We start from the raw sequence: 13,530 nt of genomic DNA, 5'->3' as shown, positions 1-13,530 counted from the left end.
AGATTTTATAGATAAAGAGTGTGATGCCAGTATATTGTTTATGGTCTGATATTTTTTATTACATTATAGATGCTGACGCAGCAATCAACCTTGAGTACTATTTCGAACGACGATTTTAAAGAAATGAACCTTTGGTTCTTAACTGGCAATTTTAATTCATAACATTAATAAACGAGGAACGTATGAAAGCATTAGTAGCGGTCAAGCGTGTCATTGATTACAACGTAAAAGTTCGTGTAAAAGCTGATAATTCTGGCGTAGATTTATCTAACACTAAAATGTCAATCAACCCTTTTGATGAAATTGCAGTAGAAGAAGCGGTTCGTCTTAAAGAAGCGGGTGTGATTGATGAAATCATCGTTGCCTCAATTGGTCCAAAAGAGTCACAAGAGCAGATTCGTGCCGCTTTAGCACTGGGTGCTGATCGTGGCATCTTGGTAGTAACTGATGCAAAACCTTATCCTCTACAAATCGCTAAAATCCTGAAAAATATCGCTGAATCTGAAGCTACCGATATTATTCTATTAGGTAAACAAGCGATTGATGATGATAATAACCAAACGGGTCAAATGCTAGCGGCATTGATGGGTATTGGTCAGGGTACATTTGCATCAGAAGTAAAGGTTGAAGGCGATAAAGTTAATGTAACGCGTGAAATCGATGGTGGTTTGCAAACGGTTGCGCTTGATTTGCCAGCGGTTATTACCACTGATTTACGTTTGAATGAGCCACGTTATGCAAAATTGCCTAACATCATGAAAGCGAAGAAAAAGCAGCTTGATGAAAAAACACCTGCTGATTTTGGTGTTGATATGGCATCTAAGCAAGAAATTATTAAAGTTGTACCACCTGCTGAGCGTAAAGCTGGTATCAAAGTGGGTTCAGTTGATGAGTTGGTCGATAAGCTAAGAAACGAAGCGAAAGTCATTTAATACTTTGCTAGTGCCTATCTACTGCAAAGCCATGACGTCCTAAATAAGTTTTATTGAACTTGGACATAATAGGGCTTTGTGTACCAACAACCTCATGAATAGATGATACGAATAAATAAAGGACAAAAACAATGGCAATTTTGGTATATGCAGAACACGACAATGCCAGTCTAAAAAAGGCAACTTTGAATACGATCGCTGCTGCTCAGCAAATTGGCGGTGATATTCATGTATTGATAGCTGGTAGTGGTGCGCAAGCAGCAGCTGATGAAGCGGCAAAAGCAGCAGGCGTCAGCAAAGTATTGTTAGCAGACAACGCAGCTTATGAGCATCAATTGGCGGGTAACTTAGCGCTGTTGGTCGCTGATATTGCTGGTGAGTACAGTCATATTCTTGCACCTGCTACAACAACTGGTAAAAATTTCTTACCACGCGTTGCCGCATTACTTGATGTGAGCATGTTATCAGAAATCTCTGCTGTGGTAGATGCACAAACGTTTGAGCGTCCTATCTATGCTGGTAACGCGACAGCAACGGTTAAAACGACAGAAGATAAAGTGGTATTAACCGTACGTACTACTGCTTTTGATCCAGTAGCAAGTGAAGGTGGTTCAGCCAGTGTTGAAACTCTTGACAATGTGCAAGAGCTTGGTAAATCAAGCTTTGTTAACGAAGAGATGGCTAAATCTGATCGTCCTGAATTGACGTCAGCCAGCATCGTAGTTTCTGGTGGTCGTGCCCTAGCAAATGGTGAAAACTTCACTAAATATATCGAGCCATTGGCTGATAAACTTGGCGCTGCTGTTGGTGCATCACGTGCCGCTGTCGACGCAGGCTATGTACCAAACGATATGCAGGTTGGTCAAACGGGTAAAATCGTTGCACCAGACTTATATATCGCAGCTGGTATTTCAGGCGCTATTCAGCATTTAGCGGGTATGAAAGATTCTAAAGTCATCGTTGCTATCAACAATGACCCAGAATCACCTATCGCTAGCGTTGCCGATTACTTCTTAGAAGCTGATTTATTTGCAGCTTTACCTGAACTGACCAGTAAAATCTAAGTACTTGTTAGTGAAAGTTGAATATAAAAAAACCCGCTATCATTGATTGCGGGTTTTTTTATATTCAACTTAAAAATCGTCTTGCTGATTCAGTTAAATGATATTAGCTATAACTTCTTTGACGTAATGTCTCATACAAACACAGTGAGCCTGCAATCGCAACATTGAGGCTTTCTTGCCCATTGGGCTGTGGTAGAGCAATAGGGGTTGCGCACTGCATCAGCTCGTCACAAACCCCTTGACCTTCATGTCCCATAATCCAAGCGATTGGTTTTTTTAAATCATGCTGATAGATGACGGTATCAGTGTGCGAGCTGGTGGCAAATAGAGGGGTTTGCACATGGTCTAAAACCTCTTGTACACTCAATCCCTCATATATATTTAGGGCAAACTGGGCACCCATTCCTGCCCGTAATGTTTTTGGTGACCAAGCTTGCGCAGTAGCGCTGGTGCAAAGTATGTTTTTGATTCCAACAGCTGCTGCGGTACGCAGTAATGTGCCGACATTACCACTATCTTGAACGTCATTGAGAATCAAGCAGTCATCATGAATCATAGATAGACTAGGGGTTGGCATCTTAATCACTGCCATAATATCAATCCCAGTACCTAAGCTACGAATACTTTCATAAAGCGCATCCGACAAGGTTAAGATAGGCGTATAAGTGGGCAAGCGAGTGAGAACTTGCTGCACCTCAGGATGGTGGTGTGCAGACTCTGCTAGCAATATTTGCACAAATGGATAATCACTACGAAGGGCAGCATCAATAAGATGAATACCTTCAATGACAGTTTGTCCATGTTTGTTACGTTGGCGAGCTTGCGTCAATAACGCCTTTACTAGCTTGACCGTTGTATTCTTATCTGAAGTAATAAGCTCGGTGGGATTTGCTACCATAATAGATCGCTTAGAGAAAAAGTATAAAATATAGAAAGCGCCTATAAAATGATGATTGATATGGCTTTATAGGTGCTGTCAAAATGTGCTTGATTAGCTTACTTATCACTGTAGTTTAAATGCAACTCTTTAATATAGTCGACTTCATTTTTACTGCCAAGTACTACAGGCACGCGTTGATGAATGTCAAGCGGCTCTATATCTAAAATGCGATTGACTGCATCCGTTGCCCCGCCGCTAGCACGTTCAATTAATAAACTCATGGGATTGGCTTCATACATGAGACGTAATTTGCCTGCTTTATTGGCGTATTTGGTATCAAATGGATATGTGAATAAACCACCGCGGCATAGAATGCGATGAACATCACCAACCATAGCGGCAACCCAGCGCGTATTAAAATCGCGACCACGTACGCCTGTCTCGCCAGCGATAAGCTCATCGATATATTGCTGCATTGGCGCGCGCCAATAACGGTAGTTTGAGGCATTGATAGCATATTCGCTAGTATCGGCATCGATTGTGACATTTTCTTCTATTAATACATAGTCATTGGTATCTGGATCTAGGCTAAACATGACTACATTATCTGTGATGGTCAGCGCAAGAACGGTAGAGGTGCCATATAGTAAGTAACCGGCTGCTAACTGCTGATTACCCGCTTGTAAAAAGTCGCTATTTTTACTAACTTGACCTTGACGCTGGTACGGTAAAATCGAGAATATGGTGCCGACAGCCATATTGATGTCGATATTAGACGAGCCATCGAGTGGGTCAAACAATACCAATAAACTGCCATCAACATTGGCAGGAGTAGCGTCATCAAGCTCTTCTGAAGCAACACCAGCACAATGGCTGTTTTGTGCCAATGCATCTAACAATAAATCGTTGGCCAATACATCTAACTTCTTCTGGTCTTCACCTTGCACATTTTGATTACCCGCTTCACCAAGGATGTCTGCCAAAGCGCCTTTTCTTAAGAGCTGTGAGATGGTCTTGCCGACGTCAGTAACGGTAGTGATAACGTCATTGAGGGCAGGAGTGGTGGCTTTAGTGTTCAAATACTGTGCTAAGGTTGTCATAGTGTTTCCTAATGAATAATTCTGATAAAGAGTGGTACAAGCTAAGTATGGAATGCGTGTTTAAGAATTGATTACGTTATATTGATATGAGAGATATTGTTAAATACTGACTAAGGCGTCTTTGTCCTGACCTGAAAATCAGCTACACTAACACTATTATTATTCAATTATGGTTTAAGAGGCTGTCTTTTGATACGGTTGCCAAATGATGTGCTGCTATTCTCTAAAATGAGAGCCACATCTATTTTAATATTGCTTATATCATTGCGGTAAATTGTAGCAAATAAGCAGCAAAATGTCCTTGTCTGTATGCATGTCTGCCGTATTATCGAGCCAAAACCGTTAAAAAAACGAATGATAACTTATTATAAAATCATACAAACCCTTAATGAAGACGTGTCCTTATGTCAAATTCTATCGATAGCCAATCACTACCTACCGTCTCGCCGACAGACTACGCAAGATTTGATCCTGATACGATTCATGAAAAACTTGATGCGTCATTGAGTCGTCCGCAGCTCAATACTGATGGTAGTATTCGTCATTTTTTAGGTATCGAAGGTCTTAATAAAGCCCAGCTGCAGGCGATTATCGCTAAAGCTGAGTCATTTTTTGATGATAAGGGACAGCTAATTAACCGTCCTGAGCTTGAAGGCTATACGGTGATGAATCTATTTTTTGAGCCATCGACGCGCACACGTACCACGTTTGAAGTAGCAGAAAAACGTTTAGGTGCCAATGTATTAAATATCGATATCGAACGCTCTAGCACCAAAAAAGGCGAAAGCTTACGCGATACGTTATGGAATCTGCAAGCGATGACGGCAGATATCTTTGTGGTACGTCATTCAGCATCAGGTGCGGCACATTTTATGGCGACTGAAGTGACGCCAGATATTGCCATTATCAATGGTGGTGATGGCTGGCATGCGCATCCAACGCAAGGCATGCTTGATATGCTGACTATTCACCGTGAGGCGCCGCGTCCTTTTGAAGAACTGTCGGTTGCAATCGTTGGCGATATCAAACACTCGCGAGTAGCACGCTCTGACATCAGTGCGCTACAAACATTGGGTGTAAAAGACATTCGCGTCTGCGCACCTCGTACGTTATTACCAAAAGGGATTGAGCGTTTTGGTGTGCAAGTATATGAGAGTATGAATGAATGCGTGACAGACTGTGATGTCATTATGGGCTTGAGAATTCAAAATGAGCGTATCGGCTCACCGCTACTCGCCTCATCGAGTGAATACTATAAGCACTATGGTATTACTCCTGAGCGCGTGGCACTGGCTAAGCCTGATGCTCTAGTTATGCACCCAGGACCGATGAACCGCGGTGTTGAGATTGCCTCAAGCGTTGCCGATGGTGCGCAATCTGTGATTTTAAAACAGGTTAATAACGGCATTGCTATTCGTATGGCGGTATTGTCGCTTGCGATGGAAGGTCAGCGTGCGCATCAAGCGGCTGGTCATTAATATTTAGCTCGCCTGTTTTATTCTTATTTATTCCATTTTATTGATACGGTAATAACGCTCATGGTTCACATTACGAATTCAGATGTTCATATGCACGACTTACTTCCAAAAGTATTTAAAGAATCACTGTCACAAATCGCCACTGCTCAGTTAGCAAAGCTGACGAGCGAGCGCGAGACATGGATATTACCACCGCTGGTGGATTTGTGCGCCCGCTTACGTGAGCCGGGTCAACAGCAGCATGGTACATTAGAGTCAGAAGGGCGTGCGGCCCGTGCCAATGGTTTTTTGCATGTGGTGATTCCACCTGATACCAACCCTATTTTAGAGAACGGTTCATTGTTAAAAGGCTTACGTGAGCGTGCGCTCGATGATGGCGGCATCTATTTGCATATTTTGGGCGCGTTGACTGCTGGCTTAGAAGGTGAACGTCCGTCTAATATTGCAGGACTTAAAAAAGGCGGCTGTATTGCCGTCTCCAATGCTCGCAGACCCTTTCAAAACGATTTAGTGCTCTTACGTACACTTGAGTATGCGGCGACGTTTGGCATGAAGGTATTCTTTTATCCTGATGAGCCTAGTCTATCTGGTGATGGCGTTGCACATGAAGGCTATATCGCTTCTTATCATGGTCTGCAGGGTATTCCTTGGATTGCAGAAACCGTCGCTTTATCAACGCAGTTACTTATGGTGGAAGAAACGGGTATAGCTGCTCACTTTAGCCAATTATCTTGTAAGTCGTCAATTGAGCTGATGCGCTGGGCGAAAGATAAAGGTTTACCAGTTACTTGTGATGTGGCAATGCATCAGTTGTATTTAACCGATGATAATCTGGAAGGCTTTAATGCTCAAGCATATGTATTACCCCCTTTGCGTAGTAATACTGATCAGCAAGCGATTCGCCGTGGTCTAAAAGATGGCACAATTGATGCAATTTGTAGTCATCATGAGCCGTTAAACAGTACCGCGAAAAAAGCCCCATTTGCGGAAAGTACGCCCGGTATCTCAAATTTTGATACCTTTATGGCGCTGGCGTGCCAGCTGGTAAAAGATGAGGTGTTAACACTTGAGCAGCTAGTCGATAAAATCTGCTTAAATCCTGCGAAAATTGCGGGTATCAGCGAGCAATATGAGACTATCGGTGGCGCAGTACTGATCGATCCCAATCTTGAATGGCAGGTGACTAGCGAATCCATGTTATCAAACGGCAAAAATACGCCATTCTTTAACCAAACACTGCAAGGGCGCGTTGTGGAGACTTTCTTTGGCTAATTTGCCTAGGCAGGATGATAGTCTAGAGTCTTCGTCAGAAGGCAATTCATCAAAAGATAACCATCCGTCTTTAGACCCACGACAAAATGAGCCTCGCACGACGTCAAGCGAATCTATCAAAGCAGTAGCAATCTATGAAGTCGTAAAAGGTATTGGCGCACTACTAGGTGCATTGGCTTTATGGTCGTGGCATACCGACCTTGAGCATTGGCTCATTACGGCGACGGCTTCTTGGCAACAAGTATTTGGTCAGTTATTAGCGCCGCAAGTTGACAGTGCGGTACGTATTGCACAGATGGCAAGCAAAAACTGGTCGATATTCTTATTATTGATTTTTGCTTATGCCAGTTTGCGTTTTGTCGAGGCATATGGCTTATGGCAAGATAAAACATGGGCTTACTGGTTTGGGGTACTGGGTTATGGAATATTTATTCCTATTGAACTCTACTATCTGATTGTGAGCCCGTTTGATTGGTTCAAACTTGCCATATTGGTGTCGAATATTATTATTGTGATTGTGGTTTATCGTAATATGAAACGAAAGGGTTTAATCTAATCAGGTTTCCTTAGGTTCAAATGACAATTTAGAAAGCCAGTTTAAGATATTTATCTTAAACTGGCTTTTTTATAAATAATGTAATCTAAGATTTATATATTGGCTGTTTTTTCATCAGTACGAATGCTTTTAGCGACCTTGCCTACACTTAACCCTTGTACCAGTATAGAAAATATAACCACTGCATAAGTTAGGGCCAAGAGTATATCGCGTTCAGATCCTGTTGGGAGTTGCAATACTAAAGCAACTGAAATACCACCTCGTAGTCCACCCCATGTTAGCACCTTCCAAGCCCCTGCTGGCAAGTCAAGTTGTCGATGAAAGGTTTTGGTGGTCATGCCGACCACAATAAATCGAGCAAGTAAGGCAATCACAATCGTTAAGGCGCCAGCGATAAATAAATTGGCTGAATAAGCAATCATCACCACTTCAAGACCGATTAATACAAATAAAATTGCGTTCAAAATCTCATCGATCAATTCCCAAAACAAATCAACATAATGGCGCGTTTTATCACTCATCGCTAGTGCTCGTCCACGATTACCAAGCATCAGCCCCATCATTACCATTGCTAGTGGTCCCGATAAATGCCAATGACTGGCCAGCGCATAGCCGCCTATGACACCGGCAAGGGTCAGTAGAACCTCTTCTTGATAGCTATCGATGCTTTTGAGCATGTAATATAAAATCGCGCCAAGTACTAAGCCAAAAATAATACCGCCACCAGCCTCGACTGCCAAGGTATGCACCACATAATTGGCGGTTGGGATATCACCGCTCGATAAAATACCGAGCAGCAGTACAAAAATGACGACGCCGATACCATCGTTAAATAGCGATTCGCCCGCGATGACCGTCTCTATGCTTTTTGGGGCACCAGCAGAGGCTAAAATACCCATCACTGCAATAGGGTCGGTTGGAGATATCAAAGCGCCAAATAGTAAGCACCATAAAAAAGACAGCTCGAAACCAAACAGCGGCAACATTAGATATAGAGCACCTGCAATCAGCAGCGCTGATACTAAAGTACCTATGAAAGCTAGAATACCAATAGGCAGCTTATAACGTTTTAGATCACCAATATTGACGTGCAAAGCGGCAGCAAATAAAAGCATAGAAAGCATGCCATCAAGTAAGACTTCAGTGAAATCAAGCTGACCTAATAAACTGACTTCATAATCAATAAGCTGATCAAACCCTAAAAATCCTAAAAATATCGCCCCGATCGACAATAATATCGAGATAACCATTACACCGATAGTTGTGGGTAGGCCAATAAATCGATGGTTAACGTAAGTTAATAGGGCAGTGATAGATAAAAATATCGCGCTAATTTCGAGTATGGTCAGGCTGCTCGTAGGGTCCATAAAAAAGTCTCAAGTGGGTAATAAGAGGTGTCAACTATACTCTGCCTTGTTTCGATTGGGCTTGTAGTGCCTGACGAATATGGGCATCAAAATCACTGACATAATGAAAATAGTGATGCTGGGCGTTTTCACTCATAATAAATTTCTCTGCTTGTTGGCACATTGCGGTCAAATCATCAGCGAGTTGATGGTAATTTAAATTATCCGCGCCGGCACGCTCAATCAATTTTATCTCATGTATGAGCGTTTGCTGCTGCGCCTCATTAACCCTAGCATAATTCAAGTCAATCATTGCTTGACATAGCGCCTTTAATACCATCAAATCTGCTGCCGCATAACGCCGTATCTCACCAAGTGAGCTATCAATAAAATCTGATATTTTAGGGATACGTGTAACAACGGCAAGGATGGCTGACGGCTGATGGCTGATAGTATCTGGTGTATCTGTCTCATCTAACGGTTTATAAAAATGATACGGCGTCGGCGGTTGACAGCGCATCATAATGCTCAGACAGCTGGTCAGCGATTGAACACAGTTAACCGCTGTTTTTGGGTCATTGATACCTGGTGACAATGCGCGGACAGCAATTTCAGTCATTTGCCCTAAGCTATAGGCAATATCATTAGATTGCGTCAAGCGCTGTTCAAGGCGTATACAACCAGCAAAACGTTGCCAAAACAGCCCATCAGGCGAACGTGGCACAAGCGCCAAATGAGGCGTTTTTGTTTTTTGTAGGTTAGTTGGATGGTCCGCCGGACGCTGATAAAAATAGCCAATCACATTTTTGTCGGTGACAAAGTGACCGAGACTGCTATTTATTTCTACCACACCGCCATAATCTTGCGATAGGGTAATGAGCGATTCAAAATAAATCTGCTGCAAATAGCCAGAGTACGGTGGATAAATAGGCGTCGCAGACCAGTGATGAAATTGTTCGATATCATGATGCTCGATATTACGTTGGTGCTCGATATCGCAGCGGTCGCTGTACCAATAATGAATGTTTTTAATTGCCTCATTGCTGGCACCTTCAATCACATGCGATGCCTGAATGGCATGTACCATATGCTGTACAAAATAGACCAGTAGAAGGGCACAAATAATCGCCATAATAATGGCAAAAGTCACCGACAATTGCGGCACACCAAAACCAACATCGTATTTATGAATGGCTTTTAACACTAGCAAACTATAGCTAAACGTACCGATGAACGCGCCCAAAACGAACTGATTGGGCGTATCAGTCAAAAAATTACGGAGTAATCTAGGACCAAATTGTGAAGATGCCATTGATAATACAGCAATGGTAATCGAGAAAGTCGTGCCTGCCACGCCAAGTACTGCACCGGCAATGGTGGTCATAATAGCGCGCGCGGCGTCATCATCGCCAGTGAAGGCAAAGGTAATCTCTCTGACCATGTCGCGATCAAAATGCTCATCGATCGTTACAAGGATAGGAGCGAGCAAGATGCCTACCAGCACACAGGCAGTCGGTATAAACCAGTAAGAGCCAATCAGCTGTTGCCACAAATTCGTTAGGCGATCGGGTAAATTGGTAAGCGTTTTTAGCGACCATAACTGAAAAAACTGCCGCAGTCTTTTGAGACTTGACGTTGATAGACGCTTAAATAAGTTGTCTTCAGCATGTTTAGTCAACGTGAGGAGCTCCAAAAATGATCGTAGTATTTCTTTTGTTGCCAGCAGTTCTATAGAATCAGACTGCTGACAACAAAAGCTCTTAAAAACAAATTACCTGATTCACTGCAAATAATCCATTAAAAACAGGATAAAAAAATAAGCTCCATTTGGAACTTTTTTTTATAGAGAGGTCTTATTATTTAGACTCTCAAATCGATCTTGGGTTATCGGCTTCAGTAATAATATCGCGTTTAGCATTAGAAAAATTAGCGTTTATTTGATTTTTATCGTCAATGCTGTCTTGTGGAATAAGAATTTCACGATTGTGCTCGTCACGCTCTATGTCGCTATCCTTATCATAAGCGACTGGTTCAAACTTCGGCATGTCATCCTTACTATCTAAAGGCTCTTGTAATAAATGACTGGAGGTAGCTGCGCTAGATTTCCTAAAAAACTCATTTTTCTCTTTTTGAAACTTTTCGTTTTTATGGTTAGTGGATTTGTCATCAGAGGTTTTCTTACGTGGTTCACTATGGGCAAAAATAGCACCGAGCGGCACATTCAATTGTGCTTTGGCATAGGCTTCGGTATTTTCAAAGCGATTAATCAATAAGCTAAGCCAAGGTTTTTGGTCTTCTAGGCTCATCTCATCAAGTTCATCTTTGATAGGCAATGGATAAGGCAGGGTACGATAAAAATCCCACAAGGTCATTTTGCTCAAATCTCTTTTGAGTACATAGTGCTCATCTTCTGTCATGGTAATCAAGTTGCTGTCTTGCAGATAATTGATATAGGTATACCATTTTGGCAGCTCTTTACGTCCGAGGACATTGCGTAGCGCTTGTTCGCTCACCGCTTCGCCTTTTAAGTGATGGGTATAAACGAGATTTAACATATCAAGCAAGCTTAAAAATGGATGGCGCGGATAAACCTCTTTTGTCTCAAATATCGTTAGGGTATAGCTGATCTCAACCCCTAATAAAATCAGATTCCATGACAGATATATCCATAATAAGAAAATCGGCAGCGCAGCAAATGCGCCATAGATCGCTTCATAACTGGTAAAGTTCGCCATCACTGTACCAAATAGATGTTTCATCAGCTCAAAGACAATCGCTACAAAGACACCTGCAATCGCAGCATTTTTTGCTGGTACTCGCGCTTTTGGAATAAACCAATACATACTGATAAAACCAGCGATCGTAACTGCAATGGATACTATCTGTACCCAAAACGACCAATCAATACCATAGCCGCCAATTTGTCTATTTAACAAACTCAGGCTTTGTACAGCACTTGAGGCGATGAATGCCGTACCCAATACCAAGGGTCCTAACGTGACGATGGTCCAATAGCGCAGCATACTTCTCATGCCGCCAGAACGATCTTCTACGCGCCATATTTGGTTGAAAGCGCGCTCAATGGTGGTCAAAGTCATGATGGTAGTAAAAAGTAAGAACATCGCTCCAATGATGGTGAGGTTTGATGATTTTTCAGCGAAGTTATTGATATATTTACTGACTTGCAAGCTCGATTGTGGCAGCAAGTTGCTATAAATGACTTCATAAATCTGCGCTCTAACTGAAGCAAGTGCTGGCACTGAAGACAAAATCATCAGCAGTACGGTTAAGATAGGCACAATCGACAACAAAGTCGTATAGGTTAATGATGCAGCTTTTTGCTGACAATTATCCTCAAAAAAGTGCCGCGTCAAAAAACGTAAGAACTGAAACCAACGTTGGTGTAAAAAAGGTATTTTTTTTAATAGATTTTCCATAACGACCATCTAGCAAGGATAATAGAGTGCGGATAGTGTAGCAAACATGGTCTGTCTGAATCTGCGCGTTAATTGTGTCAATATGCATTAGATTGTATTGAGTAGTTAAGTAAAGTACTGCAGATGATTTGCTTGGCTGCTAGGTTAAGTATGCTGCCAAGTAGCAGGGTTTGTTTGCATGTCAGTGAATGACTCGGGCATAATGGGCAGTATCTATATTACTGTTAACGATTTTATAAGGAAGTTTTGCTAATGAGTCAGACCGCCCCTTATGTTTTGGTACTCTATTATTCAAATTATGGTACGACTAAGACATTAGCCTATGCTATCGCTCAGGGTATCGAAGAGGCGGGCATGACCGTGCGCATCCGTACGGTACCGACAGTCGCGCCTGAAACCACGGTAAGCAAGCCTGCGATTCCTGATGAAGGTGATTTATATTGCACGATGGAAGATCTAAAAAATTGCAGCGGTCTGGCACTTGGTAGCCCAACCCATTTTGGTAATATGGCCGCGCCCATGAAGTATTTTTGGGACAATACCGTCACCATTTGGCTGGCAGGCAATCTACAGAACAAGCCAGCGTCAGTATTTACGGCGACAGGCTCTATGCATGGCGGTCAAGAGACGACCTTGCTGACGATGATGTTACCACTGTTGCATCATGGTATGATGATTGTGGGCGTCCCTTATGCTGAACCTGCTTTAAACCGTACCACGCGTGGCGGTTCACCCTATGGTGCAAGTCATGTGAGCGGCGCATCCCATGATCAGGCTGTCTCTGCTGATGAGCGCGAGCTTGGCATCGCTCAAGGGCGTCGCTTGGCGATCACGGCATCTGCATTAGCGCAAGCTAACTGGAGCCGTTAATGCGCTTATCTATTACTGTTTGGCATGAACAATTAGGAAATATATACCTCTAATGGCTACTAACCTTTCTCATGACGACAGTCAACAGCAAATATCCGAAACAAGCAGTCAATCAACTCAGCTGTTAAAACCGATTATGCCTGTTCGTCAGCGCCTAATGGTGACATGGCTGGTTTGGTTAACCTTTCGATTGCTTGCTTTGCCTCTTTTGATCAATATCTTTAATCCTAGTCATCCTGATATTATCGGCGGTATTGCATGGCAAGCGCTATGGTTAGTACCAGCATTTGTCTTAACACCATCGATACTACGCGGGCGCTCGCCTTATGCGCTATTAATAGACAGCATGTTTACTTTGGTATATTTAGGGGCAAGTGGGGTTGTATTGTTCACACGTGCTTATGGCAGTAGTTGGGCAGAAATCGCTGTTTATTTCATTGATTTCGTCCTGCTATTTGCGATTAATATCTGGCTGTTTATCTTATTAAAGCGCCTACCTTCGATGAATAATGTGGTTAAACAGCCACGCTCATAAGTCATTGATATCTATTCCAATGCTATTTTTCCGTAGTGCTTAATAAAAAATTTACATTAA

12 protein-coding genes are annotated in these 13,530 nt (G+C 42.5%); 7 read left to right on the top strand and 5 right to left on the bottom strand.

Annotation, left to right across the window (positions count from 1 at the left end):
• Positions 1–182: 182 nt before the first annotated feature.
• Both FQ083_RS11040 and FQ083_RS11035 read left to right on the top strand, forming a co-directional pair.
• Positions 183–932, top strand: a complete 750-nt coding sequence (locus FQ083_RS11040) for an electron transfer flavoprotein subunit beta/FixA family protein (protein ID WP_011512880.1) — start codon at positions 183–185, stop codon at positions 930–932.
• Between the two features lie 131 nt (positions 933–1,063).
• A complete protein-coding gene (locus tag FQ083_RS11035; RefSeq protein WP_149409894.1) occupies positions 1,064–1,996 on the top strand; it encodes an electron transfer flavoprotein subunit alpha/FixB family protein in 933 nt (310 codons plus the stop codon).
• Between the two features lie 103 nt (positions 1,997–2,099).
• Here FQ083_RS11035 and FQ083_RS11030 read toward each other — a convergent pair whose 3' ends face one another.
• Together FQ083_RS11030 and FQ083_RS11025 are read right to left on the bottom strand one after the other, a co-directional pair.
• A complete protein-coding gene (locus FQ083_RS11030) occupies positions 2,100–2,894 on the bottom strand; it encodes a TrmH family RNA methyltransferase (protein ID WP_149409893.1) in 795 nt (264 codons plus the stop codon).
• A gap of 98 nt (positions 2,895–2,992) precedes the next feature.
• Positions 2,993–3,976, bottom strand: coding sequence for a class 1 fructose-bisphosphatase (locus FQ083_RS11025; RefSeq protein WP_149409892.1), 984 nt, complete (start codon positions 3,974–3,976; stop codon positions 2,993–2,995).
• A gap of 404 nt (positions 3,977–4,380) precedes the next feature.
• Between FQ083_RS11025 and FQ083_RS11020 the strand changes: the two genes are divergently transcribed.
• The 3 genes from FQ083_RS11020 (at position 4,381) to FQ083_RS11010 (ending at position 7,282) form a co-directional block, all read left to right on the top strand.
• A complete protein-coding gene (locus FQ083_RS11020; RefSeq protein ID WP_149409891.1) occupies positions 4,381–5,454 on the top strand; it encodes an aspartate carbamoyltransferase catalytic subunit in 1,074 nt (357 codons plus the stop codon).
• Positions 5,455–5,544: 90 nt separating this feature from the next.
• A complete protein-coding gene (locus tag FQ083_RS11015) occupies positions 5,545–6,726 on the top strand; it encodes a dihydroorotase (protein WP_149409890.1) in 1,182 nt (393 codons plus the stop codon).
• On the top strand, positions 6,719–7,282 hold the full coding sequence (locus FQ083_RS11010) for a DUF2127 domain-containing protein (RefSeq protein ID WP_149409889.1): 564 nt from the start codon (positions 6,719–6,721) through the stop codon (positions 7,280–7,282). Before FQ083_RS11015 ends, FQ083_RS11010 begins: the two co-directional genes overlap by 8 nt.
• Positions 7,283–7,374: 92 nt before the next feature.
• Here the strand turns inward: FQ083_RS11010 and FQ083_RS11005 are convergent, their stop codons facing one another.
• From FQ083_RS11005 to FQ083_RS10995, 3 genes are all read right to left on the bottom strand, one after another.
• A complete protein-coding gene (locus tag FQ083_RS11005) occupies positions 7,375–8,649 on the bottom strand; it encodes a cation:proton antiporter (RefSeq protein WP_149409888.1) in 1,275 nt (424 codons plus the stop codon).
• Positions 8,650–8,683: 34 nt separating this feature from the next.
• Positions 8,684–10,306: a DUF2254 domain-containing protein gene (locus FQ083_RS11000; RefSeq protein WP_262881111.1), complete on the bottom strand. Its 1,623-nt coding sequence runs from the start codon at positions 10,304–10,306 to the stop codon at positions 8,684–8,686.
• A 190-nt stretch (positions 10,307–10,496) separates the two neighbouring features.
• Positions 10,497–12,065: a YihY family inner membrane protein gene (locus FQ083_RS10995; protein ID WP_188004109.1), complete on the bottom strand. Its 1,569-nt coding sequence runs from the start codon at positions 12,063–12,065 to the stop codon at positions 10,497–10,499.
• A 252-nt stretch (positions 12,066–12,317) separates the two neighbouring features.
• On the opposite strand from FQ083_RS10995, the gene wrbA reads away from it, so the two are divergent.
• Positions 12,318–12,935 (top strand): NAD(P)H:quinone oxidoreductase, encoded by a 618-nt coding sequence (wrbA, locus tag FQ083_RS10990; RefSeq protein ID WP_149409885.1) that lies wholly within the window; start codon positions 12,318–12,320, stop codon positions 12,933–12,935.
• Positions 12,936–12,987: 52 nt separating this feature from the next.
• On the top strand, positions 12,988–13,470 hold the full coding sequence (locus FQ083_RS10985; protein ID WP_020442832.1) for a hypothetical protein: 483 nt from the start codon (positions 12,988–12,990) through the stop codon (positions 13,468–13,470).
• Positions 13,471–13,530: the final 60 nt, after the last annotated feature.

It is taken from the genome of Psychrobacter sp. ANT_H59 (assembly GCF_008369225.1).
GTDB lineage: Bacteria > Pseudomonadota > Gammaproteobacteria > Pseudomonadales > Moraxellaceae > Psychrobacter > Psychrobacter cryohalolentis.
Note: the sequence above shows the minus strand (reverse complement) of the source record. Positions and strands in the feature narration are given on the sequence as shown.

Excerpts from the sequence above, each read along its gene's own strand:
- FQ083_RS11040 (WP_011512880.1), top strand. The coding sequence starts at position 183 with ATGAAAGCATTAGTAGCGGTCAAGCGTGTCATTGATTACAACGTAAAA.
- FQ083_RS11015 (WP_149409890.1), top strand. The coding sequence starts at position 5,545 with ATGCACGACTTACTTCCAAAAGTATTTAAAGAATCACTGTCACAAATC.
- FQ083_RS11035 (WP_149409894.1), top strand. The coding sequence starts at position 1,064 with ATGGCAATTTTGGTATATGCAGAACACGACAATGCCAGTCTAAAAAAG.
- FQ083_RS11005 (WP_149409888.1), bottom strand. The coding sequence starts at position 8,649 with ATGGACCCTACGAGCAGCCTGACCATACTCGAAATTAGCGCGATATTT.
- FQ083_RS11030 (WP_149409893.1), bottom strand. The coding sequence starts at position 2,894 with ATGGTAGCAAATCCCACCGAGCTTATTACTTCAGATAAGAATACAACG.
- FQ083_RS11025 (WP_149409892.1), bottom strand. The coding sequence starts at position 3,976 with ATGACAACCTTAGCACAGTATTTGAACACTAAAGCCACCACTCCTGCC.
- FQ083_RS10995 (WP_188004109.1), bottom strand. The coding sequence starts at position 12,065 with ATGGAAAATCTATTAAAAAAAATACCTTTTTTACACCAACGTTGGTTT.
- FQ083_RS10985 (WP_020442832.1), top strand. The coding sequence starts at position 12,988 with ATGGCTACTAACCTTTCTCATGACGACAGTCAACAGCAAATATCCGAA.
- wrbA (WP_149409885.1), top strand. The coding sequence starts at position 12,318 with ATGAGTCAGACCGCCCCTTATGTTTTGGTACTCTATTATTCAAATTAT.
- FQ083_RS11020 (WP_149409891.1), top strand. The coding sequence starts at position 4,381 with ATGTCAAATTCTATCGATAGCCAATCACTACCTACCGTCTCGCCGACA.